At 71.2% G+C, this 26,663-nt stretch carries 22 protein-coding genes; 13 read left to right on the top strand and 9 right to left on the bottom strand.

Annotated elements, in window-relative coordinates:
• Positions 1-60: 60 nt before the first annotated feature.
• The gene (locus tag ACFVH5_RS11150; protein ID WP_384806749.1) at positions 61-849 is read right to left on the bottom strand and encodes an IclR family transcriptional regulator C-terminal domain-containing protein; all 789 of its coding nucleotides are present in this window, start codon (positions 847-849) and stop codon (positions 61-63) included.
• Between the two features lie 213 nt (positions 850-1,062).
• Between ACFVH5_RS11150 and ACFVH5_RS11145 the strand changes: the two genes are divergently transcribed.
• The 10 genes from ACFVH5_RS11145 to ACFVH5_RS11100 are packed head-to-tail and all read left to right on the top strand — an operon-like array spanning position 1,063 to position 10,898.
• On the top strand, positions 1,063-2,046 hold the full coding sequence (locus ACFVH5_RS11145) for an ABC transporter substrate-binding protein (protein ID WP_385833262.1): 984 nt from the start codon (positions 1,063-1,065) through the stop codon (positions 2,044-2,046).
• Between the two features lies 1 nt (position 2,047).
• Positions 2,048-3,823 (top strand): dihydroxy-acid dehydratase, encoded by a 1,776-nt coding sequence (locus tag ACFVH5_RS11140; protein WP_385833261.1) that lies wholly within the window; start codon positions 2,048-2,050, stop codon positions 3,821-3,823.
• Positions 3,820-4,656, top strand: a complete 837-nt coding sequence (locus ACFVH5_RS11135; RefSeq protein WP_385833260.1) for an ABC transporter permease — start codon at positions 3,820-3,822, stop codon at positions 4,654-4,656. The genes ACFVH5_RS11140 and ACFVH5_RS11135 overlap by 4 nt, the downstream gene beginning before the upstream one ends.
• Positions 4,653-5,429, top strand: coding sequence for an ABC transporter permease (locus ACFVH5_RS11130; protein ID WP_385833259.1), 777 nt, complete (start codon positions 4,653-4,655; stop codon positions 5,427-5,429). Before ACFVH5_RS11135 ends, ACFVH5_RS11130 begins: the two co-directional genes overlap by 4 nt.
• Positions 5,430-5,437: 8 nt before the next feature.
• The gene (locus ACFVH5_RS11125; RefSeq protein ID WP_385833294.1) at positions 5,438-6,226 is read left to right on the top strand and encodes an ABC transporter ATP-binding protein; all 789 of its coding nucleotides are present in this window, start codon (positions 5,438-5,440) and stop codon (positions 6,224-6,226) included.
• Complete coding sequence (locus ACFVH5_RS11120) at positions 6,223-7,023, top strand: alpha/beta fold hydrolase (RefSeq protein WP_385833258.1); 801 nt, start codon at positions 6,223-6,225, stop codon at positions 7,021-7,023. The genes ACFVH5_RS11125 and ACFVH5_RS11120 overlap by 4 nt, the downstream gene beginning before the upstream one ends.
• Positions 7,020-8,363, top strand: coding sequence for an FAD-dependent oxidoreductase (locus tag ACFVH5_RS11115; RefSeq protein WP_385833257.1), 1,344 nt, complete (start codon positions 7,020-7,022; stop codon positions 8,361-8,363). The genes ACFVH5_RS11120 and ACFVH5_RS11115 overlap by 4 nt, the downstream gene beginning before the upstream one ends.
• A gap of 7 nt (positions 8,364-8,370) precedes the next feature.
• On the top strand, positions 8,371-9,651 hold the full coding sequence (locus ACFVH5_RS11110; RefSeq protein ID WP_385833255.1) for an aconitase X: 1,281 nt from the start codon (positions 8,371-8,373) through the stop codon (positions 9,649-9,651).
• Entirely contained in the window at positions 9,644-10,051 is a 408-nt protein-coding gene (locus tag ACFVH5_RS11105; RefSeq protein ID WP_384806733.1) for an aconitase X swivel domain-containing protein, read from the top strand. Before ACFVH5_RS11110 ends, ACFVH5_RS11105 begins: the two co-directional genes overlap by 8 nt.
• A 4-nt stretch (positions 10,052-10,055) precedes the next feature.
• The gene (locus ACFVH5_RS11100) at positions 10,056-10,898 is read left to right on the top strand and encodes an SDR family NAD(P)-dependent oxidoreductase (RefSeq protein WP_385833254.1); all 843 of its coding nucleotides are present in this window, start codon (positions 10,056-10,058) and stop codon (positions 10,896-10,898) included.
• Here the strand turns inward: ACFVH5_RS11100 and ACFVH5_RS11095 are convergent.
• Genes ACFVH5_RS11095 through ACFVH5_RS11085 form a run of 3 tightly spaced genes read right to left on the bottom strand, consistent with a single transcriptional unit; the run spans position 10,892 to position 13,399 of the window.
• A complete protein-coding gene (locus tag ACFVH5_RS11095; protein ID WP_385833252.1) occupies positions 10,892-12,055 on the bottom strand; it encodes an oxygenase MpaB family protein in 1,164 nt (387 codons plus the stop codon). The genes ACFVH5_RS11100 and ACFVH5_RS11095 overlap by 7 nt on opposite strands.
• A 20-nt stretch (positions 12,056-12,075) precedes the next feature.
• Complete coding sequence (locus ACFVH5_RS11090; protein ID WP_385833251.1) at positions 12,076-13,131, bottom strand: polyprenyl synthetase family protein; 1,056 nt, start codon at positions 13,129-13,131, stop codon at positions 12,076-12,078.
• Positions 13,121-13,399: a polyprenyl synthetase gene (locus tag ACFVH5_RS11085; protein WP_385833250.1), complete on the bottom strand. Its 279-nt coding sequence runs from the start codon at positions 13,397-13,399 to the stop codon at positions 13,121-13,123. The genes ACFVH5_RS11090 and ACFVH5_RS11085 overlap by 11 nt, the downstream gene beginning before the upstream one ends.
• 216 nt (positions 13,400-13,615) lie before the next feature.
• Between ACFVH5_RS11085 and ACFVH5_RS11080 the strand changes: the two genes are divergently transcribed.
• Positions 13,616-14,491, top strand: a complete 876-nt coding sequence (locus tag ACFVH5_RS11080; RefSeq protein WP_385833249.1) for a DUF3592 domain-containing protein — start codon at positions 13,616-13,618, stop codon at positions 14,489-14,491.
• 21 nt (positions 14,492-14,512) lie between these two features.
• Here the strand turns inward: ACFVH5_RS11080 and ACFVH5_RS11075 are convergent, their stop codons facing one another.
• From ACFVH5_RS11075 to ACFVH5_RS11060, 4 genes are read right to left on the bottom strand one after another with little or no spacing between them, the layout of a single operon-like run.
• Positions 14,513-15,793, bottom strand: coding sequence for a CHAT domain-containing protein (locus tag ACFVH5_RS11075; protein WP_385833248.1), 1,281 nt, complete (start codon positions 15,791-15,793; stop codon positions 14,513-14,515).
• 56 nt (positions 15,794-15,849) lie between these two features.
• A complete protein-coding gene (locus ACFVH5_RS11070) occupies positions 15,850-17,559 on the bottom strand; it encodes a hypothetical protein (protein WP_385833247.1) in 1,710 nt (569 codons plus the stop codon).
• Between the two features lie 3 nt (positions 17,560-17,562).
• Entirely contained in the window at positions 17,563-18,921 is a 1,359-nt protein-coding gene (locus tag ACFVH5_RS11065; RefSeq protein ID WP_385833246.1) for a hypothetical protein, read from the bottom strand.
• Complete coding sequence (locus tag ACFVH5_RS11060) at positions 18,921-20,411, bottom strand: hypothetical protein (RefSeq protein ID WP_385833245.1); 1,491 nt, start codon at positions 20,409-20,411, stop codon at positions 18,921-18,923. The genes ACFVH5_RS11065 and ACFVH5_RS11060 overlap by 1 nt, the downstream gene beginning before the upstream one ends.
• Positions 20,412-20,519: 108 nt before the next feature.
• Here ACFVH5_RS11060 and ACFVH5_RS11055 point away from each other — a divergent pair, with 108 nt between their 5' ends.
• A complete protein-coding gene (locus tag ACFVH5_RS11055; RefSeq protein ID WP_385833244.1) occupies positions 20,520-20,948 on the top strand; it encodes a hypothetical protein in 429 nt (142 codons plus the stop codon).
• A 190-nt stretch (positions 20,949-21,138) separates the two neighbouring features.
• Here the strand turns inward: ACFVH5_RS11055 and ACFVH5_RS11050 are convergent, their stop codons facing one another.
• Positions 21,139-24,432, bottom strand: coding sequence for a LamG-like jellyroll fold domain-containing protein (locus ACFVH5_RS11050; RefSeq protein ID WP_385833243.1), 3,294 nt, complete (start codon positions 24,430-24,432; stop codon positions 21,139-21,141).
• A gap of 1,364 nt (positions 24,433-25,796) precedes the next feature.
• On the opposite strand from ACFVH5_RS11050, the gene ACFVH5_RS11045 reads away from it, so the two are divergent.
• Positions 25,797-26,639: an endonuclease/exonuclease/phosphatase family protein gene (locus ACFVH5_RS11045; protein WP_385833293.1), complete on the top strand. Its 843-nt coding sequence runs from the start codon at positions 25,797-25,799 to the stop codon at positions 26,637-26,639.
• The last annotated feature ends 24 nt before the right edge of the window (positions 26,640-26,663 follow it).

Below are 26,663 nucleotides of genomic sequence, written 5' to 3'. Positions count from 1 at the left end.
CCCCGTCGGATTCCGTCCCGTTCCGTCCTGTTCCGTTCTGCGGATCCGCTCCGCGGACGGTCAGGGGCCGGCGACCCGATGCAGGTCCGTCTCGATGGCGGTGGCGCACTCCCGCAACCGCGGCACCATGGCGCGGAGTTCGTCGAGGCTGCGCATGCCCGCGCTCGCGGCGATGTTGGCCGCCGCGATGACGGCACCCGACCGGTCGTGCACGGGGACGGCCACGGCCCGCAGCCCCTGGTTGAGTTCCTGGTCGGCGAGGCAGAACCCGTCGGCCCGAGCCGTCTCTATGACCGCCCGCAACTCGTCGGCACTGCGGACCGTGCGGTCGGTCAGCGGCTGCAGGTCGATCCGGTCCAGGTAGGCCTGGAAGGCGTCCTCGGCCAGACCGACGAGCAGCACCCGGCCCATGGCCGTGGCGTAGGCGGGGAACCGGGACCCCACGTTGATGGACACGCTGATCACCCCGCCGGCCGGGACGCGCGCCACGTGCACCACGTGATCGCCGTCGAGCACGGACAGCGCGGTCGTCTCGCGCACGTCGCGCATGAGGCTCGTCAGGTGCGGTTCGGCGATCTGGGGAGTGGACAGGGCCCGCAGATACGCGTGCCCCAGCTCCAGGGTCTTGGGCGTGAGCCCGAAGAGCGTGCCCTCGCTGCGTACGTAGCCGAGTTTGTGCAGGGTCAGCAGGGAGCGCCGGGCCGAGGCGCGGGAGAGACCGGTCGCCTTGGCGACGTCGCTGAGCGAGCGGAACGGGTGCTCCGCGTCGAAGGCCCTGATCACTTCGAGTCCGCGCGCCAGTGACTGGACGAAGTCCGCGTCCCCAGGCCCGTCTTCGAGCAGTTCCATGTGGTGTCTCCCAGTCCCGGCGGTGGCGGCGACCACCTTCCCACATCCGGCGGACGGGTTCTGCCGATGGACACGACCAGCAGTGTACGCACAGCGAACAGGTGTGCGTGCGTCTAGCGCACACGTGTTCAGATATGTATGGTCCCTTCCACGCACCCTCTGGTCCGGTCCTCCGGACCCTTGTCTCGTGGAGGAACGATGGAGTTCCCGATCATGCGCAGAAGAACGGCGCTGGCGGCCGCGGCCGGACTGGCTCTGTCGCTCACCGCCTGCGGCGGCGGCGAATCGTCGGGAGGGCAGGACCCCTCCTCGAAGACGCCGGTCACCGTGCAGGCCGGATTCATCCCGGTCATCGACGTGGCCGCGCTCTACCTGGGGGAGAAGCAGGGCTTCTTCTCCGAGCGCGGCATCAAGCTCGACATCAAGACCGCCCAGGGCGGCGCGGCCCTGGTCCCGCCGGTGGTCAGCGGCCAGTACCAGTTCGCGTTCAGCAACATCGTCTCGGTGCTCTCCGCCCGCGGCCAGGGCCTGCCCCTCAAGGTCATCGCCTCCGGATCCAATTCCACGGGCACCGAGGGCAAGGACGTGACGATGATCCGCGTCCCGAAGGACAGCCCGATCAGGTCGGCGGCCGATCTCGAAGGCAAGAAGGTCAGCGTCAACACGCTCAACAACCTGCTCCAGATGCTGGGCGAGGTCGCGGTCGACGCGGACAAGGGAGACCCGGACAAGGTCGAGTTCGTCGAACTGCCCTTCCCCGACGCGGTCACCGCGCTCGGCAAGGGCGACATCGACGCCATGGTCACCGCCGAGCCGTTCGACACCATCGCCGCGGACAAGGACACCCGGGTCGTCGCCTCGCCCTACCTCGACATGGCGAAGACCAGCCTGACGACATCGGTGTACTTCACCTCCGAGGCACAGCTGAAGAAGAACCCCAAGCTGTTCACCGCGCTGAAGGCCGCCATCGACGAGTCACTGGCCTACGCCGAGGCACACCCCCGGGAGACCCGGGCGCAGCTGTCCTCGTTCATGAAGATCGACGCGGCGGTGGCCCAGAAGGTGACACTGCCGACCTTCGCGCCCGCGATCGAGCAGTCCTCCGTGGAGACGTTCGTCAAGACCGCCCGCGCACACGGCCTGATCGACAAGGACATCTCCTACGACGACCTGGTGTGGTCGGGAACGGCCGGCTGACATGACCACCCCTCTCCACAGCGACGCCCCCGGCCACGGCGCCGCCCCCCTCGGCGGCGCGGCCCCCCTCCGCAGCGACCTGCCCGCCGGCAGCTCCCGCTGGGCGGTCCGGCGGGCCCAGTGGCGCTCGCTCGGCATCACCGACGAGGAGATGGCCCGGCCCAAGATCGCCATCGTCAACTCCTCGTCCGACCTGGCCGCCTGTTTCGCGCACCTCGACGACATCGTCCCGGTGCTGAAGGAGGCGATACGCGAGGCGGGCGGCCTGCCCTTCGAGATCCGTACCGCGGCTCCCGCCGACTTCATCACCAGCGCCGGGGCCGGCGGCCGGTACGTCCTGCCCACCCGTGACCTCATCGTCAACGACATCGAGGTCGTGGTGGAGGGCGCCCTGCTCGACGGCATGGTGTGCCTCAGCTCGTGCGACAAGACCGCGCCCGCCCACATGATGGCGGGCGGCAGGCTCGACGTGCCCACCCTGCTCGTCGCCTGCGGCTACCAGCGCAGCGCCCTGCACGAGGACGGCGGCGCCGACATCGAGGACGTCTTCCTGCACGCGGGCCACACCGCCCTGGGCCGTACCTCCGCCGAGGACCTGCTCGCCATGTCCGAGGACGCCATCCGCGGGCCCGGCGTGTGCGCGGGCATGGGCACCGCCAACACCATGCACATGGCCGCCGAGGCGCTCGGCATGGCCCTGCCCGGCACCACCCCGACCCGCGCCGAAGGGCCGGTCATGTGGGACGCGGTCCGCTCGGCCGGCCGGCACATCGTGGAGATGGTCCGCGCGGGGCGCACGGCACGCTCGGTGCTCACCCCGGCCGCGATCCGCAACGCGGTCACCGTGATGCTCGCGGTCGGCGGCTCCATCAACTCCGTCAAGCACCTCCAGGCCGTCGCCGTCGAGGCCGGACTGGACGTCGACGTGTGGCGGACCTACGAGGAACTGGCCGACCGGGTCCCCGTCATCACCGCGGTACGCCCCAACGGCCCCCACCTCGTCGAACAGCTCGACGACGCCGGCGGCACCCGGGGCGTCCTCGCCGCGCTGGCCCCCCTGCTGGACCTCACCACGGTCGGGGCCACCGGCCGCACGCTCGGCGAACTCGTCGCCGAGACACCGCCGTCCGAACCGGAGTTCATCCGGCCGCTGGACGACCCCTTCTCCCGTACGCCGTCCATCGTCGTCCTGCGCGGGTCCCTGGCGGCCGAGGGCGCGATCGTCAAGCTGCCCGCCGACGAGGAACGGCCCACCTCCTTCCGCGGCCCCGCCCGCTGCTACCCCTCCCGCGAGACCGCCATCGCGGGGCTCGCGGCGGGCGAGGTGCAGGCCGGAGACGTGGTCGTGCTGCGCGGCATGGGGCTGCACGGCGGCCCCGGCATGGCGATGGCCTCGGCGTTCGTGTTCGCCCTCGACGGCGCGGGACTCGGCGAGAAGGTCGCCGTGGTCACCGACGGCCAGCTCTCCGGACTGGTCAACAAGGGCATCGTCGTCGGCGAGGTCTCCCCGGAGGCCGCGATCGGCGGCCCCCTCGGCCGCATCCACGACGGTGACGTCATCAGCATCGACCTCACCACCCGCACGGTCGACCTGGAGGTCGACCCGGAGACCCTGGCCGGGCGCGAGGCCGCGCCCGCCGAGACCGTCCGTACGCTCGGCTGGCTGTCCGTGTACGACCGCACCGTCACCAGCCCCGCCTGCGGCTCCGTGCTGGCCCGCACGGACTGCGCGAGCACGTGCGGCACACCCCTGGGAGAAGCGGGAGTCGCCCGATGAAAGTGCTCGACGCCACCCGGCCCACCAAGGCCCCGCCCGCCCCGCCTCCACGAACCCGCAGGCCGCGGCCCCGTATCGCCCCGCTCGTCGGCATCGCGGTCGCCGCGCTGATCGCCGAACTCGTCCCGCGCACCGGCCTGATCGCGGACGGCGCACTGCCCCCGCTCAGCTCCGTCCTGGCCCAGCTCGGCCGCGAGGCGGGCGACGGCGCGCTGTGGGAGGCACTCGGCAACACGGTCCGCACCTGGGCCGTCGGACTGGTGGCCGCCGTCGCCGCGGGCGTCATCGCCGGCGTGGCCATCGGACTCGTACCGGTGCTGCGCGCGATCACCGCCTCCACGGTGGAGTTCCTGCGCCCGATCCCCTCGGTGGCCCTCATCCCGGCGGTCATCCTCGTCTTCGGCACCGGCTACGAGTCCGGGGTGGTCCTCATCGTCTACGCCGGCTTCTGGCAGGTGCTGGTGCAGGTCCTCTACGGCGTCCAGGACATCGACCCGGTCGCCCACGACACCGCCCGCTCCTACCGCTTCGGCCTGTGGGCCCGCATCCGGCACGTCATCTGGCCCACCGCCCTGCCGTTCGTGTTCACCGGCATCCGGCTCGCCGCCTCCGTCGCCCTGGTCCTCGCCATCACCGGCGAACTGGTCATCGGCACCACCGGCATCGGCCAGCTCATCTCCGTCGCGCAGAGCAGCGGGGCGACGACGGAGATGTTCGCGCTCGTCCTGCTCACCGGCGTCCTGGGCGTCCTGGTCAACGTCGGCTTCCGGTACGCGGAGCGCGCCGCACTCGGCTGGCACCCCTCCGTCCGGCGATCGGAGGGCTCCCGATGAACCTCCTGCGCCGCACCCTGTACGCCCTCGGGCTGCCCGCCGCCCTCGTCGCGCTGTGGTGGATCACCAGCGTCGACAGCACCAGCTACTACTACCCGCCGCTGCCCGACATCCTCGACCGGTTCGGCGAACTGTGGCTCTCGTCCCGCTTCGCCGACGACGTCGTACCCAGCATGCTCCGGCTGCTCACCGGATTCGCCCTCTCCGCCGTCATCGGGGTGGCCCTGGGCGTCGCCCTCGGCCTGACCGACACACTGCGCCGCGGCGCCGAACCGGTCCTGGAGTTCCTGCGCGCCCTCCCGCCGACCGTGCTCGTACCGGTCATCGCGATCGTCGCCGGCATCGGGGACGGCTCGAAGGTGCTGGTCATCGTCTCCGGCTGCGTCTGGCCGGTCCTGCTGAACACCGTCGAGGGCGTCCGCGCCGCCGACGAGGTCATGGTCGACACCTGCCGCACCTACGGCATCACCCGCGGCGCGCGGCTGCGCCACATGGTGCTGCCCGCGGCGAGCCCGCAGATCATGGCCGGACTCCGCCAGTCCCTGTCCATCGGGCTGATCCTCATGGTCATCGGCGAGATGTTCGCCGCCACCAACGGACTCGGCTTCAGCATCGTGCAGTTCCAGCGCACCTTCGCGATCCCCCAGATGTGGAGCGGCATCATCCTGCTCGGCCTCATCGGGTTCGCGCTGTCCGCGCTGTTCACCGTCGTCGAGAAGCGGGTCCTGGGCTGGTACCTGGGCCTGCGCGAGTCGCAGAGGAAGAACGGCTGATGACAGACATGGTCACCGTCAAGGGCCTCAACAAGGTGTACGAGTCGTCCGGCCACCGGGTGGAGGCGATCGGCGACATCACCTTCTCCGTCGCCCGGGGCGAGTTCGCCTGCATCGTAGGCCCCTCCGGCGCGGGCAAGACGACCCTCCTCAAATGCCTGGCCGGACTGCTCACTCCCACCGCGGGGGAGGTCCTGCTCGACGGCGCCCGCGTGACCGGGCCGCCGCCCGGCATGGCCGTGGTGTTCCAGGAGTACGGCCGCAGCCTCTTCCCCTGGAAGACCGTGCGGCAGAACATCGACCTGCCGCTGCGGCAGAAGGGCCTGCCCCGCGCCGAACGCGACCGCCTCGTCGCCGACTCGCTCACCGCCGTCGGACTCGCCGACTCCGGTGACGCGTACCCGTGGCAGCTCTCCGGCGGTATGCAGCAGCGTGTCGCCATCGCCCGGGCCGTCGCGTACGAGCCGCAGGTGCTCCTGATGGACGAGCCGTTCGCCGCCGTCGACGCGCAAACCCGCGCCGACCTCGAAGACCTCGTCCGCTCACTGTGGCGGTCGCTGGGCATCACCACACTCTTCGTCACCCACGACATCGACGAGGCCGTCTACCTCGGCGAACGCGTCCTGGTCCTGTCCGCCTCGCCCACCCACGTCCTCGACGACGTGCCCATCTCACTGCCCGCCGAACGCGACCAGGTCACCAGCCGTTCGACGCCGGAGTTCGCCGAACTGCGCACCCGCGTGCACCGCGGCATCCAGGAGGCCAAGGCCGGCCGCCGAGCGGCAGCCGCCGCATGACCGCGTACACGGACGAAGGCTCCGGCGCCCCGGTCCTGCTCTCCGCCTCCCTCGGCACCACCGCCGCGATGTGGGCACCGCAGCGCGCACGCCTGCGTACCGATCGCCGAGTGATCGCCTACGACCACCGCGGACACGGCGCGTCCCCGGCGCCCCCGGGACCGTACGACCTCGCCGACCTGGTCCACGACGCCGTCACCCTGCTCGACTCGCTGGAGATCGAGTCCGTCGACGTCGTGGGGATCAGCCTCGGCGGGACCGTCGGTCTCGCCCTGGCCGCGGACCACCCAGACCGGGTACGCAGTCTCGTCACCGTCAACGCGCCCGCCTTCGCCGACGATCCTGCCTTCTGGCGGCGACGCGCCGCCTCCATCCGGGAACAGGGCATGACGGCGGCCACCACGGGCCTGCTCGACCGCTGGCACGCCCCCGCCGTGGCCCATGCCCCGACAGCGCTGGTCCAGAACACCGTCGACGGTGTCGGGCAACTCGACCCCGAAGGGTACGCGGCCTGCTGCGAGGCCGTCGCGGGCACCGACCTGCGTGACCGGCTGGCCGATATCCGCTGCCCCGTGCTCGCGGTGAACGGGCTCGCCGACGCCGTCGTCCCGGCCCACCACGCGCGGACGATCGCGACCGGCGTGCCCGGCGCCCGGCACATCGCGCTCCCCGACGCGGGACACCTGCTCAGCCAGGAGATCCCCGACCGACTCCACACCCTGCTGACGGACCACTGGACCGCCGCCACCGTCACCGCGGCCGCCACCCCCGCAGCCGACAGAAAGGCCACCCCGTGAACAGCCACGTCACCGAACCCACCCGTGAGACACCGGTGTTCGGCGAGTGGGAGGTCGTCGTCCTCGGCGGCGGCCCCTCCGGACTCGCCGCGGCGACCGCCGCCGCCCGCGCCGGACGCAGCACCCTGCTGGTGGAGAAGAGCGGCTACCTGGGCGGCGCCGGCACCGGCGGCGGCCTGTCCACCTTCTGCGGCATGTACTCCAACGTCCACGGCGAACACGTCCTCACCGTCAGGGGACACGCCACCGAACTCCTGGAACGCATCGACCGGCTCGGCGGCCTGCGCGCTCCCCACCTGTCCTTCGCCGACCGCATCCAGGCACAGGCCTACGACATCCCGGCCTACCGCAGCGCCGCCGACGACCACGTGCTGTCCGCCGGAGCCCAACTCCTCTACCACGCCTTCGCGGTGGGCGCGATCGCCGGCCCGTCGGGCGTCGAGGCGGTCATCGTCGAGTCGAAGTCCGGCCGCGGCATCCTGCGCGGCCAGGTGTTCATCGACTGCTCCGGCGACGGCGACCTGCTGGCCTGGACCGGTACGAGCCACGAGAAGGCCGACCCGTACGGCGACATGCTCTACCCGTCCACGATGTTCCGCATCAACGCCGTGGACGACGAGCGCGCCGGACCAGCCTGGAAGATCCTGCCCCGCCTGATGGACGAGGCCGTGGCCGCCGGCCGCCCCCGCTTCCCCCGGCGCGGCGCGATCGTACGGCCCCAGCGCGACGCCGTGGAGTGGCGGGCCAACGCCACCCAACTGCGCAACCCCGACGGCAGCGCGGTCGACGGCACCGACGTCTGGCAGCTCACCCACGGCGAGGTGCAGGGCCGGGCACAGGCCCAGGAGGTCTTCGGCTTCATCCGCGAGAACCTCCCCGGCTTCGAGAAGTCCTACATCGTCGACATCGGCCCCGAGATCGGAATCCGTGAGACCCGCCGCCTGCTCGGCCGCTACCTCCTGACCGAGGACGACGTCCGCTCCTGCGCCCGCTTCGAGGACTCCGTCGGCCTCAACGGCTGGCCCGTGGAGGCCCATGTCGACGGGGACCTCGACATCCGCTGGCCCTACGGAGACGACCCGGTGGGCTACAACCAGCTGCCGTACCGCATGCTCGTCCCCGCCGAGGGCCCCGGCAACCTGCTCGTCGCCGGACGCTGCGCGTCGATGACCCACGGCGGCCAGTCCGCCGCACGCGTCGCGGGACCCTGCTTCGCCATGGGCCAGGCCGCCGGTACGGCCGCCCACCTGGCGCTCAAGGACCAGGTCACGGCCGCCGAGGTCGACGTCACGCGGCTGCGCACCGAACTGGAAGGAGAGGGCGCGTGCCTCTCACTGTGAGGACATCATGCTGCTGAGCCCCGCCGACGAACGCATGCTGGCCGGCGAAGAGGGTCCCGCGGTCCGCTCCGCCCTCGAACTCCTCGTCCGGTACGGCGAGCTGATGGGCGCCGAACGCCTCATCGACACCGACAACGTGTGCGGCGCCAACCTCTTCGGACCGCGTCACGCACGGGTCCTGGGCACCACCGACCCGGCCGCCCTGTTCTCGCGGTTCTCCCTGGACCTCGACGAGACGGTCGACGTCCCGCCGTTCCGCGCCCACAGCTGCCAGCTCATCGGCCCCCGAGACCGCGACCAGTGGGATCTGCAGGGCATCGCGCCCACCGACGCCGCAGCCATGGACGACAGCGAGCGCTACCTCGCCGACAAGGGCGTCGACCTGCTCTCGACCTGCACCCCCTACCAGGTCGGAAACGTGCCCCGGTTCGGCGAGCACTGCGCGTGGATGGAGTCCTCCGCGGTCGTCTACATCAACTCCGTGCTCGGCGCCCGCACCAACACCGAGGGCCGCGAGTCCTCCGCCGCGTCCATGCTCACCGGCCGCACCCCCTACTGCGGCTACCACCTGGACGCGCACCGCCGCGCCACCCACCTGGTCGAGGTGCGGCACCCGGTGGTGACCACCGAGGACTGGAACGTCCTCGGCTACTGGGTGGGGGAGCAGGTCCAGGACGCCGTCCCGGTCCTCACCGGCCCCGGGCTCGCGGGGAACGCGCCGACGCCGGTACAGCTCAAGCAGTTCGGCGCGGCGGCAGCCTCCTCCGGTGACGTCGAGATGTACCACCTGCCCGGTGTCACCCCGGAGGCCCGGACGGTGGAACAGGCCCTGGCCGGACGGGAACCCGCCGCGGTCTCGGTCTTCGACGCGGACGCCCGCGCCGAGACCGTGGCATCGCTGTGCCGGACGGCCACCGACCGCGAGGTGGACTTCGTGATGATCGGCTGCCCGCACGCCTCACTGGAACAGGTCCGCGAGGTCGCCGGGCTCCTTGAGGGCCGGCGTCTCGCGGACTCGACAGCCCTGTGGGTGTTCACTCCGCGTGCCCTGCGCGAGGTGGCCGAACGCCACGGCCACGTCGCCGCCATCGAGAGGGCCGGCGGGCGCGTACTGTCCGACACCTGCCCGGCGATCGGACAGTTCCTGCCGCCGGGCACACGCGTGTTCGCCACCGACTCCGCGAAGCAGGCGCACTATCTGCCGGCCATCACCGGTGTACAGGGCTGGTTCGGCGGCGTACGCACCTGTGTCACCGCCGCCCTGGAAGGACGGTGGCCCGATGCCTGAGCTGCTGTACGGCACAGGGGTCGTCGCCGGACGGGCGAGCGGACCGGCGCTGGTGTGCACGGCCCCGGTGTCGGGCTGGGGCGGCATCGACCCGCGGACCGGCACCATCGTGGAGAGCCGCCACCCCCAGCACGGGAGCAGCGTCGCCGGCACCGTACTGGTGCTGCCCGGGGCCAAGGGGTCCTCCGGCTGGTCCGGGCAGTTCCACCTCGCCAAGCTGCAGGGCACGGCGCCGTGCGCCATCGTGTTCACGCGGATGAACAGCAAGCTCGCACTCGGCCTCGTCGTCCTCCACGTCCCGGCGGTGACGGGCCTGGACACCACCGGGACGATCCGCACCGGGGACCTCGTGGAGGTCGACGGAACAGCGGGCACGCTCCTCGTACGAAGGAAAGGCTGACCTGATGGACACCCTGCGCATCGACCGACGAGTGGTGCTGGTCACCGGCGCGGCGAGCGGAATCGGTCACGCGATCGCCCGTGCCTGCGCGGACGAGGGCGCCACGGTGCACCTCGCGGACGTGTCGGACACGGTCCACGAAGCGGCCGGGAAACTGACCGCCGCAGGCAGCGGGTCCGTCACGTCACACGTGTGCGACGTGACGGACCCGGACGCGGTCCGCACCCTCGTGGACGACGTGGTCGCCGCGTCGGGCCGCCTCGACGTCGCCTTCCTGAACGCGGGCATCAACGGCGTGCCCTCCCTGCTCCAGCCCGGCGGCGCGATCGACGAGCTGCCCTTCGAGGCGTGGCGGCGGGTCATGGACGTCAACCTGGACGGCCTGTTCCACTGCCTCCAGCACTGCGCCCGGGTGATGAAGGGGCAGCGGTCCGGGAGCATCGTCGTCACCGCCTCCACGGCGGGCCTGCGCGCGGAACCACGCGTCAGCTACCCGTACGTCGCGTCCAAGGCCGCCGTGGTCGGCCTGGTCCGCCAGGCCTCACTGGAACTCGCCCGCTTCGGCGTCCGCGTGAACGCCCTCGCCCCCGGGCCGGTGGTCACCAACATCGGCGGCCCCGGCCCCCGGCCCGAAGCCGCCGTCGCCGCGTGGGAGGACTCGATCCCGATGCGGCGCTGGGGCAGGCCCGACGACATCACGGGGCCGGCCCTCCTCCTGGCCTCCGACGACTCGTCCTGGATGACCGGCGGCGTCCACGTCGTGGACGGCGGAGCGTCGGCCCTGACCCAGATCCCGAGCGCCGTGCTGCCGGCCCCTGAGGCGGACAGCACGGCGGCAGATCAGTAGGGGACCGTCGCGGCAGGCGGGGTCCACCGCTGGGTGCGGCGCACCGCGTCGGAGACTCCGTAGTCCCTTTTCAGCTGTTCGGGGATGGCGTAGTGCATGACGCGCCCGCGGGTGAGGGAGGACAGCTCGAGGACCGTGGTGAGGTGGCCGAGACGGTCCAGCGCCCAGGCGCCGAGCGGTGAACGGTCCTCGATGGTCTCCAGGACACCGAGGAGATGGGGCACGGCCTTGACGACCGTGTCCCAGGGGGTGCGGGGCACCTGGAGCCAGTCGCCGCAGGTGTCGCCGACGAGATGCCGGATCAGCGCGGAGACGATCGGGTCGAAGAAGGTGCCCGGCACGACCTCCTCGTAGAGGTCGATGAGCTGCCGGGTCAGGTGCGCGCCCTCCTCGGAAGGACCCATGTGCCGGACCATGTACAGGTCGAGGAACCGGCGTGCCTCCTCAAGGGACTTGGGGACGGCGTCCTGGTCGACACCGAGCATCGCCCCGACGACCCGCCAGGCGTAGTAGTACGCCTCGGCCCCCTCCGTGGACATGTGGATGCCGAGGCGGTGCAGGGAGTCCAGCACCAGCATGGAGAAGAACATCTGCCCGCCGATCATGTCCTCCTGACAGATCGGCGTCCCCAGCGCTTCGGTGTCCCAGCGGTCCTCGCGTTTCAGATGGTGGCGGATGGAGGCGTGCAGCAGACGGACCTTCTGCGCGGCCGGAATGAAGCGGCTGCCGGCCTCGAAGGCGTCGGGCTGCATGAGGTGGACGGTGAACTGGCCGGTCTCCGCCATCCGTTTGGACGGGTACTTCAACCCATGGGCGGCCGACAACAGCTTCGCCACGTGCGGGACGACGTAACAGGCGGGCATGGAGGCGAAGGAGAGGGCCGTGGAGATGTGCACGTTGTTGTCGATGAAGAACAACCGGGCCTTCTCCATCTCCCCCCAGTCGACCCAGGCCGGCGGAGCGCTTGTCTCCCGGAGGTACTCCCGGGCCACCTCGGGCAGCCCGTCCGGCAGAGGCGCGCCGACGGTGGAGACGTACCGCATGAGGGTGTTGAACCTGCCCACCTCGCCGCGTTCGAAGAGTGTGGCGACGGTGGCGTCGGCGAGTTCGTCGCCGGACTGCCGCAGGGCGTCCATCGATGCCTCGGTGTGGTTCATGGCAAGGCTCCTTACGAGGGTCAGGACAGGCGGGCGGCGGCCGAGTGGGCCAGCGAGGTCAGGGCCGTGGCGGCCTGCGCGGGTACGTCCAGCTCGTCCAGGGCGCCGAGGGCCTCCTCGACCCGGGCGCTGATCATGTCCTCCACGCGGTCCGGTGCCTTCAGCCGGCGCATCACCTCGCGCACCGTGTGCAGGCCGTCGCCGTCCGGGTCGCGCCGGCCCAGCAGGGTGCTCAGCTGCTCCCGGTCGTCGGCACCGGCGAGGCGCCAGGTCTCCGCCAGCAGGGCCGTGGGCCGCCTGCCGCGTACGTCGTCGGCGTTGGCCTTGCCGGTCCGGTGCGGGTCCCCGAACAGGCCCAGCAGGTCGTCCCGCAGCTGGAACGCCTCGCCCAGCGGAAGCCCGTACGCGGAGTAGCCCTCGCGCAGCCGCTCGCCCGCCCCGGCCAGGGCGCCGCCGATCAGCAGGGGATGCTCGACGGTGTACTTGGCGGTCTTGTACCGGATCACCTTCAGCGAAGCGGTGACGTCAGGCTCGTCGCCGGTCCGCAGGATCTCCAGGCACTCGCCCGCGATCAGCTCACGGGCCAGCACCGACCACAACGGGCGGGCCCGCGCCAGATAGGCCGCGGGCAGCCCACTGGTGGCGAACAACTGCCCGGCCAGCCCCATCAGCAGATCCCCCACCAGCAGCGCCAGCGACCTTGCGGCGGCGACGGCCCGCGGGCGACGGCGTACGGCAGCGCGCAGAGCGACGTGGGCCGTGGGCCGCCCGTGCCGTAACGCGCTCTCGTCGATGAGGTCGTCGTGCACGACCGCGGCGGCGTGCACCAGCTCCACGGAGGCCGCAGCCCGCACCAGCGCGTCGCTGTCCGGCTGTCCCACCGCGCGCCAGCCCCAGTAACAGAACGCCGCCCGCAGCCGTTTGCCGTCCGCGACCGCGGCCTCCACCTGCGTGGCCACCGGTCCCAGCGCCGGATCGATCGCCGCCAACTGCCCGGCCTCATGGGCGACGAACGCGTGCAGCACCGCGTCGACACGGGACTTGAACGCGGCCGCATCCGATCGGTCAGACGTCATCGGCGGCCCGTCGGACCAGCGCGCGCCGGGCGAGGATCTCCAGGTGGGCCGGGGGCACGGCCGCGTACCGGTCCAGCACCAGGCGTCCGCGCGCCAACAGATCGTGCTCGGCCTCCGCCGCCAGCTCCGCGGCGTCCGAGCGCCGCAGCAGCCCCCGCACGGTCCCCAGGGCCGAACCCACCGTGCTCACCGTCAGCTCGGCCAGGCCCGCCACCAGCAGGACGGCCCGCTCGTCCAGGCCCGCACGTCGTTCCGTCGCTCGCGTCACGCCACTCCCCACCCACAGCACATCCGGACGGCGCCGGTCGCACGCCGTTCCGCCCAGCATCACGACATACCGGGCACGGGAGGGCAGGAACTCACGATCGAGTGATCACCTCGCTTGACCGTACGGATCACGGTCGCCGTCCGCCCACCACGGAGCGCCTCGCGCCCCGGCCCGACCTGGGATCGGTAGGAGTCGCCACGCTGGGAGCGTCGCCGGATGGACGCGCAGGGGATGCTCGAACTGTGGTGGACGGTGCCCGCGGGCGCGGCACTGATCGGCTACGCGGGCTCGCTCGCCGGGCTGACGCGGCCCCAGCGCGCGGTGTGGGTGACGGCGCGGGTCGTGGAGGTGCACCGACCGGACCACGGTGACTCCAAGAGGCCCGGGATCCCGGTGACCGTCGCCTTCCAGGACCCTTCCACCGGGCGGGAGTTGAGGCTGCGGCACGCGGGGCGGAACGGCCATGTCGTGGCCGCGGCCTGGGTGGGCCAGGAGTTCCCGGTGCGCTATCCGCGGCGGCGTCCGGAGCGGTTCCACCTCATGCTGGACAAGAAGGGGGAGGAACGGGGGCTGGGCGGCCCGAACTGCATGCTCCTCCTGCTGCTTGTGGGGCTGGTCGTCCGGACGTTCGTCGTGCGGGGCTGGCCGGACGGGCTCATCTCCCTCGGAGGACTCCTCCTCGTCGTCGGCGCGCTCAGCAGGGACCGGCAGCACGCGCGCGCCCGCGCCGCTCTGCTGGACGGTGCGGTCGCCGTGCCGGGCCGCGTGGTCGCCGTGACCAAGGACGTCCACACCGACGGAGAGGGCGACGAGATCGTCAACCACGCTCCCGTCGTCGTCTTCACCACCAGGGAGGGCGTCCATGTCACCGCGCTGTGCCGCGAGGGCATCGCACGGCCCGGTCTGTCCCTCGACCGCGACCTCACGATCCACTACGCGCCCGCCGACCCGGCCGTCTTCACCCCCGACCTCGACCACGACCGCCGCGAGCGGGCGTCGGCGGTCAGGTTCGTCGCGTATCTGCTGCTCGCCGGGATGACGGCGATCGCGCTGGGAGCGGCCCTCCTCGACGGCCTGCTGCCCGTCACCTGACGACGTACGAACTCCCGGCCGTCACCTGACGATGCAGGTGACGGCCGCCCACAGCAGGGGCGCGTGCTCGATCCGGCCGTCGGTGCGCCAGCGGTCCAGCTGCTCTCGCTGCCAGGCACCGAGCCGCCGCACGGGATCGGGATCTTCATGGGCGTCGTCGACGGCGACGACGAGGTCCGTGAGCGGACGAACCGACTCCGGCAGACCGGCCAGCCGATGGAAGGCGAAGCTGGTCGGCAGCACCCAGCGGGTGGCGGTGACCAGCCGGGCCCCGTTGTGGATCATCGCGGACGCCAGACCGAACGACTCGGCGAAGCGGAGATCGCCACCGCTCTCGCAGGCGATCAGCGCGACGCGCTCCGGCGCGGGCCACAGCTCCGCTCCCGGTACGCCGTCCGCCCGCAGCGGGAGCGTACCCAGCAGGAGATCCTTGGCCGACAACGACCGGTGGGCGCGGACCGGTTCGGTCAGTCCGGTGGTCCGCGGGCCGCAGCACAGGTGGAGGGCGACATCCTCGCTCCGGCCGCCCTCGACCGGCGCGCCGCTCACGTGCCCGACGTACAGCAGACGTCGTGCGCCCTTGCGGAGCACCTCGCTCAGCCAGTCGCGGTCCAGGTCCGTGCGGCGCAGGGCCTCGGCGGGCGCGGCGACCGACGGCACGACGGCTCCCGTGTCGAGACGACGCTGTACGAGCGACAGCAGCGCGGGGTCCGAACCGGGGCGTCCCAGGACCGATCCGAGCGGGGAGTCGGCACGGTGACCGGGCACGCGGGGGTCCAGGACGAGGACGACGGCGTCCGAGGCCGTATCGGCGTCCGGGTCCGGAGCCGGGGCGTTTCGGCTCACGGCGCCGGGCCGCCGCAGCGAGGCCGGCACCGAGGTGGCGATGTCCGCGAGATCGATGAGCCGGACGTCGCCATCGAGCCGGGGGTCGTCATCGCGCCCGCCGCCCACGGCCAGCAGTTCCCACGGCACCTGGGCGACCCTGGGCGACGGCTGGAGCCGTATCAGCGGACGGCCCAGACGCGCCGACACCTGGCGGATCTGGTCGGTCAGGCCCGGCGGCCACAACGCCTCGGCCAGCAGGCGCGCGAGGCGGCGCTCCTCCTCGTACGAGGCCAGCGCCCCGGACTCGAACGCGCGCCGCATACCCTCCGCGCCATCGCCATCGGCATCATCTTCGTCGTCCACGCCCGCGCCGGGCAGCGCGGCGGCCAGCGCGCGGATCGCCTCGTCCACGTCGGCCGCGGGACCGTACCCCGTGCCGAACCCCTGGACCCCGCTGACCCACGTCCATGTCATATGGAGGTCTCCGGCGTCGGCCAGCCGGACCTGGACCACCGGCCGGTTCGCGTGCGTCAGCTCGTCGGCGACCAGAACGGCACCTCTTCCTCACTCACGATCCGCCGGTGATAGCGGAACTCGGCCGCTTGGATGTACTCCTGCAACGCCGTACGACCCGTATCCGCCGCCATCCGTACCCTCGGCGGCGGCGCGACCCGCAGACCGACGGAGGCGGCTGCCTCGGCCGCCACACCGCCCAGCGCCATCGGCGCCCCGTCGTCGTCCGGGGCGGACGCGTACGTCTTCATCGCGGCGTCCGGGAAGACGGACTGCGGCGCACGGTCCGCAGGGCTCAGGACCAGCGACGCGCCCGCACAGCGGTGTTCCACCAGTTCGAAGATCAGGCCCTGGTCCTGGCGGCGCAGGGCGAGCCGGAAGGCCAACCGCATCGCGTCGTCGGCCAGTTGCAGCCACTGGCTCCGCGCGTGCGCACTGGCGAAGTCGTAGCGCGCGGCCTCCAGCGCCAGCGCGGCGGGCAGGGCGAGTGAGAGCGCGGTGTCGACGGACCGCCGCTCGTGGTCGCCGTGGTCCGTCCGGTTCAGGTTGTCCTCAAGGGTCTTCGCGAGCATGAGGTCCACCTGGGCGCAGCGCTCGTACAGTGCGCGCTCCTGGTACACCTCGCGGGCACCCTGGGCGAGGCGCTTCAGCTCGTCGATGTCACCGCGTTCGTAGGCCTGCCCGGCACCGAGCAGCATGGTGTCGGCGGCGGCGATCATGGCACCGAGCCGTTCGAAACGGGCCAGGCTCGACTCCGTCAGGGCCTGGCCCGCGTCGGGGTCGCCACGGTGCTCGGCGAGGAAGGCCCGGGCCTGTTCGCAGACCGCCAGATCCTCGAACTGGCCCTGCCGCTCGAAGACCGCGGAAGCCTCGGCGTACAACTGCTCCGCCCGGTCGAGGTCGCCGGCCCGCATCGCCGCGTACGCCCGATGCGAGATCACCTGCTGACGCCCTGAGATGTCGCCCAGCGCCAGATACCCCTCGTCCGCGCGGGCGAAGTGGTCCTCCGCGGGTTCGCTCCGCCCGGTCGAGGCGCAGATGATGCCCAGGCAGTCCAGCAGTTGCGGCTCGATCGCGGGCGTGGTGGGCAGCAGCGCCGAGGCCAGTTCCTCGGCGGCGCCCCACTCGCTGCGGTCCAGCAGCAGATGCACCCGGGCCAGGCTGAACTCGGCGGTGCGCAGCCCTTCGGGGTCGTCGAACTCGGTCAGCAGGGCAGCCGCTTCGTCCACCGTCGCCAGCGCCGCGTCCAGGTTGCCCGTCCTGCGGGACAGCTCGACGTCGGCCTTGAGCGTCTTGAGCAGGACCTCCAGCCACAGCTGGCGGCCTCGCGGCCCCATCGGAACGTCCGCCACACCGCGCACCAGACCGAGCGCCCGCTCGACGGAGAGGCCTGCCCCGGGCAGATCCGTGGCCGTCAACTGCACCGCCGCGATGTTCGAGAGCAGGTGCCCTCGCAGCAACCGCACATCGGGGGAGTCCTCGAACGACTCGGCGACGGTGAGCAGTTCCGCGTAGACGGCCTGTGCGGCAGGGAGATCCGGGGTCAGCTGGTGGTGTTCGGCGCGTTCGAAGCCGCTGTCGAAGGGTTCTCCGTACAGCGTCGGGGGTGGCTCCGGCTGTGGCTCTGGCCGTGGCTCCGAAGCGTCATGCGGTTCGCCGCCCGGTTCGCCATGCGGTGCGATGTCCGGTTCGTCGTGCGGTTCAGTGTCCGGTTCGTCGTTCTGCATGGGTCAGAAGTCCTCCCCTGCGTCAGTTGCGGCGGCAACGATCTCGGCCAGGAAAGGTGAGAGAAGCGACCGCGTGTACGGCTCCTGCGACTCAGGCGGCGCTGGCTGGGCCGCGGTTGTCAGCCGGTGTCGCGCGAGGGCGCGGACGGCGTCACGGTCGGCGCGGCCGTCGGTACCGTCGGTGCCGTCGCACGGTTCGGGATCAGGGTCGAAGCCGGGCAACAGGACACCGACCTCGATACGGGTACGCGGCGGCAGCGAAGCCGGGACGTCGAGGTCCGCCCGGCCCGCCCACACATCGCCGCGGCGGGCGAGCGACACACGGGTCGGCGGTCGGCCTTCCACACGGACCTCCGCTGCGAGGTGCACGCCGCCGACGGGCGCCGCGACGTCCGCGACGACCTCGACCTCGATCCGTCGTCCGGCGCCGACCGCGGAGACGGTCCAGGATACCGCGCTCTCGGCCGAGTCGACGAAACCGGGCGGGTAGCGGCGCCAGTCGTTGGTCCCCGAACCCCGCGCGATCACCCGGCCGCCCGCGCCGAGCCGTTCACCCGCCGCGAGGGCGTAGTCGCCGGAGCGCGTGAACAGGCTGCCGAGGTCGAGCGGGGTCCGGAGCCCGTGCGCCCCGCCCGTGTCATGGGGCACAGCCGCGTCCAGGGCCGACCGGAGCCGGTGCAACGCGTCCCCCTCCAGCCCGGCGCAGTCCGCCGCGTCGTCGATCAGCCGTACAACCCCGTCGAGTTGCCGCACCGGGCCGGACGCCGTCTCCCGCGCCGTCTGCCACCACCGGATCAACGGGTCCAACGCGGCCCGATGCGTCTCCACCAGTTCGGCCGGATCACCGTCGGGCTGGTCCTCGGGATCGTCGAAGAGCTGCTGGCAGCGATGGGTGAGCGCGGCCAACTCCAGTCCCAGCAGGTCCGGTTCGAGCGCCGGAATGCCGTCCGTGTACGACGCGGGCCACCACCGGGCCGCCCAGTGGCCGAGGGCGAGTCGAGCGGCGTACCCCGCGAGCGCGGTCTGCGACTCCGGCCGCTCCGGTGGCCGAGGCGACTCCGGCGGCATGACATCGGCCGAGGCCCCCGGTGGCTCCGCCGCGAGAGCGTGCACGGCGGCAGCGGTGCGTTCGCCGTAGACCGCCCACAGCCATTGCTGCGCGCGGCCGGGGTGGTGAATCTCCGCCGCGGGAAGGGCGGTTGGACCGAGGACCGGCCAGGTCAGGACTGCGCCCGCGACATCCAGCACGGCTCGGGTGAAGGCAGGTCCCGCCGCTGGGGGAACGGCGATCCGTACGATGCCGTCCTCGGCCCGCGTGACACGGATGCCGGTGCCGTCGGTTCCGCCGCCCGTCCCCGGCATCACGCGCTCCTCGACTCGGCCGCCGCCGCCCGCGCGGTACTCGTCGACAGGGTGCGCAGCGCCGTCCGGACCTTCGCGCGGTGGTCCATCATCACCGAGCGGGCGACCCCGTCGAGCACGGTCCAGGCCGACGCGGCGTCGGACAGCGGCGCGTCACGGACGTCGCGCCCGTGCAGCCGTACCCACAGCCGTCGCATGTACGTGACCCATGGGGTGCGCAGGTCCTGGGCGAGGGCGCTCAGTTGCCCGCCGTCCGGATCGGGCCGCGAGGAGACGGTCATTCTGCGGGCTCGCAGGACCGAAGCCTCCCTCTGCCAGCGGCTGTTGACGATGCGATGCGCTGCCGTCCGGCCTGCCTCGCCCTCCCCGTGACCCAGCGGATCGTGGCCCGGACGGTCGAGCCCCAGAGGATCGAGGCCCACGGCGAGGCGACCCCCGAGGACGACGGCGACGCGCAGGCTCTCGTCGTACAGGCCGAGCGGCGCACAACTGCGGCCGACCTCGCGTCGCACGAGTTCGGGCGCCGTCGGCAGTTCCTCGCGGTGCGCCGATGCCTGGAGCACGGTGAAGAGCCGCTCGAAGAGCGTGCGGTCGAACGGCGCCGGGAGCGTGGCGGTCGACGCACCGCGACCGACCTCGGGCCGGTTCGGCACGGGACGCGCGCTGAGTCCCAGGTGCGCGGGCAGGTCGGCGCGACCCCAGACCCCGCCGGTGCGTGCCCACACGGCCTGCCCGAGCCGGCTCCCGTGCCCGGCTTCCCGCAGGACGGCGAAGGCCGACGAACCCGCGTCCGTGCCCGTATCCGTGCCCACGTTCGTGCCCGCATCAGTCTCCGACCCGGGCGCGGCACAGGCATCAAGAACCGTGGCCGCCAGGTGAAACGTATCCTCGGCCGCGTCAGTGACCGGGGTGCGCGGCCGGGCGTCCCATGCCTCGGCGAGTTGCGCGTCGAGACGAGTACGCCGGACGACGTCGTCCAGGTACTCCTTCAACGCCTCCACCGTGCGCCCGCCGCCCGCGTCCGCGATGTCTTCGACGACGCTCCGGGCCAACGCGTCCGCACCGGCAGGGGTGGAGGCGGAGGGCATGCCGTGTGCGGTCGCCAGCTCGAAGCAGCGCTGGAAATAGAGGTCCTGGGGGTTGCCCGCCTTGATGCCCAGGGTTCGCCGCGTCTTCTTGAGCACCGTGAACCACTGCGCGGTCGCGTGCAGAAGGTCGCCCGACTCCCTTATGAGGAAGTCGAGTTGCGCGGCCTCTCGTTCGCCGAGAAAGTCGGCGGCCAGCTCGGGCCGCAGTGCGGGCCTGATGATCAGCGGCAGCACGATCAGCTTGACCGTCCGGGTCAGCGGCGCGCCGCCGGGGCCGCTGAGTGATTCCAGTCCGGGCCGTGCTCCGAGACCGCGCCACGCGCTGTCGATGACCATGGCACGCGGACGGCGCTCGTCGGTCGACGGCGACCGGGTCGGCGGCGACTGGCTCGGGGACGGCATGGCCCGAGATTACGTGGTGGTGGAACAAGCGGTCGAACCTGGGATCGGTAGGAGATCCCTCCTCCCTACTGTCCTGGTCAGGGCCAGGACGAGAAGGGGAGAGACAGCATGGGAATCTTCGGGAAGCGCCGCAGGAGCCGCGAGGAGCGGGCCGCCGAGATCGCGGGACAGGTTGCCGAGGGCAAGGGTTTCTACGGGCGGACGACACGCGCGTTCCTCGGCAGTGAGGACTTCGCCAGAGTGCAGCAGTCGATCGGGGCGTACAACTCCGGTGTGAACGTGCAGCAGTTGCTGGCGATGGGAGTGCCGACGATCCCCGCGGTCGTCGTGTCGATCGGTGACACCGGCCGGCTGGTCAACTTCGACCCGGTCGTGGACCTGGTCGTCCAGCCGTCGGGCGCGGCCACCGACCCGGTCGCGCTCCAGACCGTCGTCTCCAAACTGCGTATCCCTCGCACCGGTGACCAGGTGCTGCTGATCGCCGACCCCGCCCGGCCGGGCGGCTACCTCTACGCAGGGGACGGCGTGACGCCGTGAGACGGAGACCTCGCCCCCGTGTCCCCGGTGTGGTCGCACACAGCGATGGTCCCGGTGACAGGAGGGAACCTCCCACCACCGGGACCACTACCGGAACCAGCACCGGAACCATCACCGGAACCATCACCGGGACAGACGCCGGGACAGACGCCGGGACAGTCGCCGGGGCAACCGCCGTTCGCGCTGTCGGCTACGGCTTCTCGTCGCCGTAGAGGGCGCTCACCTCCTCGGCGGTGAGTGCCCGGTCGACGGCGTGGACCTCGTCGACCGCGCCGTTCCAGAAGTCGACGTTCGTGCCGTCCCAGTGGGCCCGGCCGACCGTGAGCGGGCCGGTGCTCCCGAGGGCGGCGCCGCCCGTGGTTGTCGCCGCGAGCTTCCCGTCGAGGTACAGCTCGATCTCGTTGGTGGCCGCGTTCCGGACGCCCACGAGGTGGTACCAGCGCCCGGTCTCCGCGGCGACGGCCACCTGCGCACGGCGTTCACCCGGGGTGCTGAAGGCGAAGTTGCCGTGCCCGTACTGCAGGTAGAACGAGTTGGCCAGAGCGCGGGTGTCCTGGCTGACGGCCGTGCCGTAGTTGCCGGGGATCCCGTCGAGCCGGACCCAGGCTGACACCGAGTAGCTGCCACTGGTGTCGAGCACCGGACCCGAGGTCTCCGCGTACTGCTTCTGGCCGTCGAACTTCAGAGCGCTGCCGTTGACACCGTCGGTCCAGGAAGCACCCTCGCGCAAGGTGAGGGGGCTCTTGCCGGGCCCGGTGTCCTTGGCGGTGGTGCCGGTGCCCTCGTCGAGGGTCCAGTGCCCGCCCTTCAGCTTCTGCTTCGTACCGGCCGCGGCACCCGCCGCGATCACCTTGAGGTTGACCTTCCGTACTTCGGCGGCATCCATCTTGATGTCACGCCGGTCGTACGTGTAGAGACCGTTGAGCTCGTTCTCCAGGTCGGTGATCTGCGTGTACACCGAACCGGACAGTTCGGCGCCCGCCTGCTCGACGTAGAACTTCTCGGTGTTCTCCACGTACTTGCGGGTCAGCTCCGCCTTGGTGGTGACACCGCTGTAGATGACGGTCGGCGCGCCGGGCCACATGTGGCCGGGGGAGCGGAGGGTGAAGCCGCCGTGCTCGCCGTCCATGGCGGCCCGCTTGTCGTCGGGGAAGGGCGGGTCGTCGTTGTTGTAGTCGTGGTGGTCGATGATGTCGCCCTTGCCCGAATCACCCTTCGAGTTGCAGCAGTTGACACCGCTGTGGGCGTTGACGACACGGGACGGGTCGGCGGCCTCGACCGCCTCGGTGATCCGGCCCGTCTCCTCGCGGTTCCACTCGCCCCAGCCCTCGTTGAAGACGATCCAGCCGATCACGGCGGGCGAGTTGTGGTGCTGCTTCATCACCTCGCGGCCCTGGTCGACGAACGCCTTCTGGCCCGTCTCGTTGGTGAGGTTCCCGGAGACGAAGTCCTGCCAGACGAGCAGGCCGAGCTTGTCGGCGTGGTAGAACCACCGCGCCGGCTCCACCTTGATGTGCTTGCGCACCGCGTTGAAGCCGAGCTTCTTGTGCGCCTCCAGGTCGAAGGCGAGGGCGTCGTCGCTGGGCGCGGTGTAGAGACCGTCGGGCCAGAAGCCCTGGTCGAGGGTGGCGAGGGAGAAGATCGGCTTGCCGTTGAGGACCAGCTTGTTGAAGCCGCCCACCTTCTCCACGGCGATCTTCCGCATCCCGAAGTAGCTGCGCACCTTGTCGCTCGTCTTGCCGTCGGTCAACGTCACGTCGAGGTCGTAGAGGTACGGGTCGTCGGGGCTCCACAGGTGCTGCTTCGCCACGGGCAGGGTGAGCTTCTTGTCGGCCGCGCCGCTGACCCTTCCGACGACCTTGCCGTGGACGTCACGGGCGACGGCCTCGACGCGGGCGGAGGAGGAGGCGCCCTCGGAGTCGACCGTCACCGCGAGGGTGCCGGTGTCGATGTCGGGCGTGGTCACGATGTTTCCGATCGCCGCGGGAGCGACCGGCTCCATCCACACGGTCTGCCAGATGCCGGAGGTCTGCGTGTAGAAGATGCCACCCGGGTTCGTGGACTGCTTGCCCATGGGCTGGTCCGCGCCACCGGTGTCGGTGACGGCGACCACGATCTCCTGCTTGCCGCTCCCCTTCAGGGCATCCGTGATGTCGACGCTGAAGGCGTTGTAACCACCGGTGTGCTCGGTGACCTTCTTGCCGTTGACGTAGACGCGGGACTGGTAGTCGACGGCGCCGAAGTTGAGCTTGAGCCGGTTCGACCGGTTGTCCTTGCCGACCTTCCAGCTCTTGGGCACGTCGACGACCCGCCGGTAGAACATGTGGTCCTCGTGCCGTTCGAGGCCGGAGAGCTGCGACTCGACCGGGAACGGAACGGTGATCTTCTCACCGAGGTTCTTGCCGAAGACCGGCTCCTCACCCGCCTTGGCGGCACTGAACTGCCAAGGCCCGTTGAGGTTCTCCCACTTGGACCGCTTCTGCTGCGGACGCGGGTACTCGGGCAGTGGGTGCTTCTTGTCGACCTTGTCGCCCCACTTGGTGGTGAGACGGTGGGTGGAGGCGTTCTCCGCGTACCGGATGACCTTCGGCACGGCCTTCCCGCCGACCGTCAGACCGCCCGCACCGTCGTATGAGACCCGCACCAGCTGGGCCTTCTGGATCGGCTCCGACAGGTTGACGTAGACGGAGGAGGAGTCCCCGGGGACGGACGTGACCGACTTGATCGGCATGGCGGTCGTGTCGGCCTCGACCTTCAGATGGTCCTTGACCGTCTGGAGGCTGCCCACCTTGCCCTCGAACCGGGCGCGCAGCCGCGTCCCGTTCTCGGCGACGGTGTACTCCACCGGGAAGACCTCGAAGTCGGCCGGCGGCGTGAACGCGGACATCGGCACGACCTGCTTGGCCAGCGTCGGCGTCGACCAGCGCAGATACATGTTGGCGCCGCCGGTGTCCTGGAACAGCTCCAGCCGGAACGAGTGCTTCTCACCGGCGGTCAGTTCGACGGCCTGGCTGGTCTGTTCCTTGTCCCAGTCGCCCACCCAGTGGTCGATGACGGGCTGGTCGTCGATGAAGAGGCGGAAGCCGTTGTCGCCGATGGCGTAGAAGGTGTAGTCACCCGTGGCCGGCGCCTCGATCTGGCCCGTCCAACGGGCGGTCGTGTGCTCGGTCTTGCCGGTCAACTCCTTGAACGTGTCGGTGAGACCGGAGAAGTTGATCTGCGGGTCGAGCGTCGTACCACCGAGTTCGGCGAAGTCCCGGGCACCGGGCGCCGACATGCTGAAGTACTCGCCCTTGAGGCCATGCGTCACCACGGCTGCCTGGTCGGCGGCGGGTGCGGACGAGACTCCGCTGGTCAACTCCGAAGCCGCCGCGACGGGCAGCATTCCGCTCGGTGGCAGCACGAGGGCCGCCATGGCGAACAGCGCCAGCACTCGGACTCTGGCTCTGTTCCTGGTTCTGGGGCGGGTGCCGTGTCGTGTCATCGAACCTTTCCTCGCATTGAGACCGCGACCGCGTCCGACTGCCGGGGCAGGGTTACGGGGTGCTCGGGTGCGGCCTTTCCAACGTTGGAAACCCTCTGCCTGCGGTATGACAACACGCTCACAGGAACCTGTCCAGACCTCGTGCAGCACTCTGTTGCCTGGCGTCACGATGAGGAGGTACGAGGACGTCACGACGTCACCGACCACGGCGAAGCGAGGTGCGGAGGGCGCGAGCGGGCGTGTCGAAGTGGTAGGTGGGGTACAGGTATTGGGGCATCGCGCCCGGTGATTCGGGCCGTGTGAATCCACGCGGCGGGTCCGGCGGTGGGAAGATCCGACGGTGGCGAGAACCGTGCGGCTCGATCCAAGCGATCGCCGCCCGGGTCCTGTTGGCGTCAGCCGGGGCGCATGCCTGAACCGCGCACCGAGCGTCTCCTGCTCCGCCGGTGACGGGAGTGCGACCTTGAGCCATGGGCGGCGATGAACGCCGACCCCGTGATCGCGTCGACAACCGTCGACAACTCCCGTTCCCAAGCGCTGATGCGCCTCATCGGCACGACCCGGAACCCGGCCGACGGTTTCGAGGACCCGAGCGTGCCGGAGGGGCCGTTGCGCCGGTGCGGGCTGTACCGCCCGGCGAGGGCCGAGCCCGTGGGACGCGGCGGTCGAGGCGTCGAGACGGGGTCCTGGGCTGGCGAAGCTCATCACGGATACGTGAGGCAGCGAGCGCGCTCAGGCCCGTCGCTGAAGCAAATAGCTGTGCAGGAGCGATGATGACGGCGGTCACGGCGGTCACGGCGGTCACGGCGGTGACGGCGGTCACGGCGGTCACGGCGGTCACGGCAGCGACGGCAGCGACGGACGGAACCGGAGCAGTCGACTGCGCCCAACGGCCCCTGTTTCCGCGCAGGACGCAACCGGAACACCCGACCCGCAGCAGCCGGCCTGAGCCCAACGGCCCCGCCCCGTCACCGCGCAGGCCGCAACCGGTCCAGCTCCTCGGCGCTCACCGCCCGCGGCACATCGTGCGGCGGACCGAGCACGAACCGCTCGTCGCCCCACGCCCCACCTCTCCCGCGGACTCAGCAGGACCGGTCGACCGACGCCCTCCGCCGACTCCCAAGCGCTGAACGGCCCGGCAGGAACCGAACGTCCCCGATCACCGCGAAGCCCGCTTCGAGACGCCGCGGAACGGTCGGATTCGCGCCTTGCAGCGCGCTTCCGAGCCCATGGACCCAGGGAAGCCCGCAAAATTCTCGAATACCCTCGTCCTGGAAGACGTCGAATGTCGTGGACGTACCCGTTCATGGACGTGCACGTTCATAAACGTACGCATTGAGGAGGCGATCGTGTTCACGAGGCGCATGCGTCTGCTCGTGGGCGTCCTGATCCTGGCCTGTCTGGTCCTCCTCGGCCGCAGCGGGCCGATCGACGGCCCCTTCGCCAAGTCACTGAAGGGCGAGGCCGCCGCGGACGCCGTACCGAACCGGGTCATGACATGGAACATCTGCAACCCCTGCGACGAGAGCAGCGCCGACCGGGCGGCGGAGATCGCCAGGTTCGCCCCGCAGGTCATCGGCATGCAGGAAGCGTGCGTGCGTGACGTCGAGCGGACCCGGGACTATCTGGAGAGCAGGCACGGTCTGGTCTACCACGTCGAATACGGGTCGGTGCTGCAGGACTGGGGCCGCTGCGGGGGACTGCCGTGGAGCCCGGGAGCCTTCGGGCAGGCCATTCTCTCGGCGGCGCCCATGACCGACGTCGTCCACAAGGAATATCCGGACGGCGGATCCGAGGACCGTGGGTACCTGGCAGTGACCACGACCGTGGGCGGTCAGTCCGTGCGTCTCTTCAACACCCACCTCGCACAACGACGTCAAGAGGCGGTCCGGGCGGGGCAGACCCGCGTACTCGCCGCGGAACTGGCGCACTACGACCGCGCGATCGTCATCGGTGACTTCAACGCCGTGTCCAACGCCCCCGAACTCGCACCCGTGTGGAAACTGGCCACGGACGTCGACCCCGGGTGCCGTCCTTCCTCGTACTCCGGCGCGTGCGAGCCGACCACCGACTGGCAGAGCAAGTTCGACTACATCTTCCTGCGGGGCATCAGCCCACTCGATCACCGCGTTCATCCGACCCGGTACTCGGACCACCACATGCTGTACAGCGACCTGGATCTGAGCGCGGCGCGGAAGAGCAGTTGAGACCGTCTCCGGACGGGCGCCACC

Origin of the sequence: Streptomyces sp. NPDC127119 (assembly GCF_042677425.1) — a bacterium.
In the GTDB taxonomy this organism is placed as follows: domain Bacteria; phylum Actinomycetota; class Actinomycetes; order Streptomycetales; family Streptomycetaceae; genus Streptomyces.
Note: the sequence above shows the minus strand (reverse complement) of the source record. Positions and strands in the feature narration are given on the sequence as shown.

Coding starts and splice junctions, on each gene's coding strand:
- ACFVH5_RS11150 (WP_384806749.1), bottom strand. CDS start 849: ATGGAACTGCTCGAAGACGGGCCTGGGGACGCGGACTTCGTCCAGTCA.
- ACFVH5_RS11145 (WP_385833262.1), top strand. CDS start 1,063: ATGCGCAGAAGAACGGCGCTGGCGGCCGCGGCCGGACTGGCTCTGTCG.
- ACFVH5_RS11140 (WP_385833261.1), top strand. CDS start 2,048: ATGACCACCCCTCTCCACAGCGACGCCCCCGGCCACGGCGCCGCCCCC.
- ACFVH5_RS11135 (WP_385833260.1), top strand. CDS start 3,820: ATGAAAGTGCTCGACGCCACCCGGCCCACCAAGGCCCCGCCCGCCCCG.
- ACFVH5_RS11130 (WP_385833259.1), top strand. CDS start 4,653: ATGAACCTCCTGCGCCGCACCCTGTACGCCCTCGGGCTGCCCGCCGCC.
- ACFVH5_RS11125 (WP_385833294.1), top strand. CDS start 5,438: ATGGTCACCGTCAAGGGCCTCAACAAGGTGTACGAGTCGTCCGGCCAC.
- ACFVH5_RS11120 (WP_385833258.1), top strand. CDS start 6,223: ATGACCGCGTACACGGACGAAGGCTCCGGCGCCCCGGTCCTGCTCTCC.
- ACFVH5_RS11110 (WP_385833255.1), top strand. CDS start 8,371: ATGCTGCTGAGCCCCGCCGACGAACGCATGCTGGCCGGCGAAGAGGGT.
- ACFVH5_RS11105 (WP_384806733.1), top strand. CDS start 9,644: ATGCCTGAGCTGCTGTACGGCACAGGGGTCGTCGCCGGACGGGCGAGC.
- ACFVH5_RS11100 (WP_385833254.1), top strand. CDS start 10,056: ATGGACACCCTGCGCATCGACCGACGAGTGGTGCTGGTCACCGGCGCG.
- ACFVH5_RS11095 (WP_385833252.1), bottom strand. CDS start 12,055: ATGAACCACACCGAGGCATCGATGGACGCCCTGCGGCAGTCCGGCGAC.
- ACFVH5_RS11090 (WP_385833251.1), bottom strand. CDS start 13,131: ATGACGTCTGACCGATCGGATGCGGCCGCGTTCAAGTCCCGTGTCGAC.
- ACFVH5_RS11080 (WP_385833249.1), top strand. CDS start 13,616: ATGGACGCGCAGGGGATGCTCGAACTGTGGTGGACGGTGCCCGCGGGC.
- ACFVH5_RS11075 (WP_385833248.1), bottom strand. CDS start 15,793: ATGACATGGACGTGGGTCAGCGGGGTCCAGGGGTTCGGCACGGGGTAC.
- ACFVH5_RS11070 (WP_385833247.1), bottom strand. CDS start 17,559: ATGCAGAACGACGAACCGGACACTGAACCGCACGACGAACCGGACATC.
- ACFVH5_RS11065 (WP_385833246.1), bottom strand. CDS start 18,921: ATGCCGGGGACGGGCGGCGGAACCGACGGCACCGGCATCCGTGTCACG.
- ACFVH5_RS11060 (WP_385833245.1), bottom strand. CDS start 20,411: ATGCCGTCCCCGAGCCAGTCGCCGCCGACCCGGTCGCCGTCGACCGAC.
- ACFVH5_RS11055 (WP_385833244.1), top strand. CDS start 20,520: ATGGGAATCTTCGGGAAGCGCCGCAGGAGCCGCGAGGAGCGGGCCGCC.
- ACFVH5_RS11050 (WP_385833243.1), bottom strand. CDS start 24,432: ATGACACGACACGGCACCCGCCCCAGAACCAGGAACAGAGCCAGAGTC.
- ACFVH5_RS11045 (WP_385833293.1), top strand. CDS start 25,797: ATGCGTCTGCTCGTGGGCGTCCTGATCCTGGCCTGTCTGGTCCTCCTC.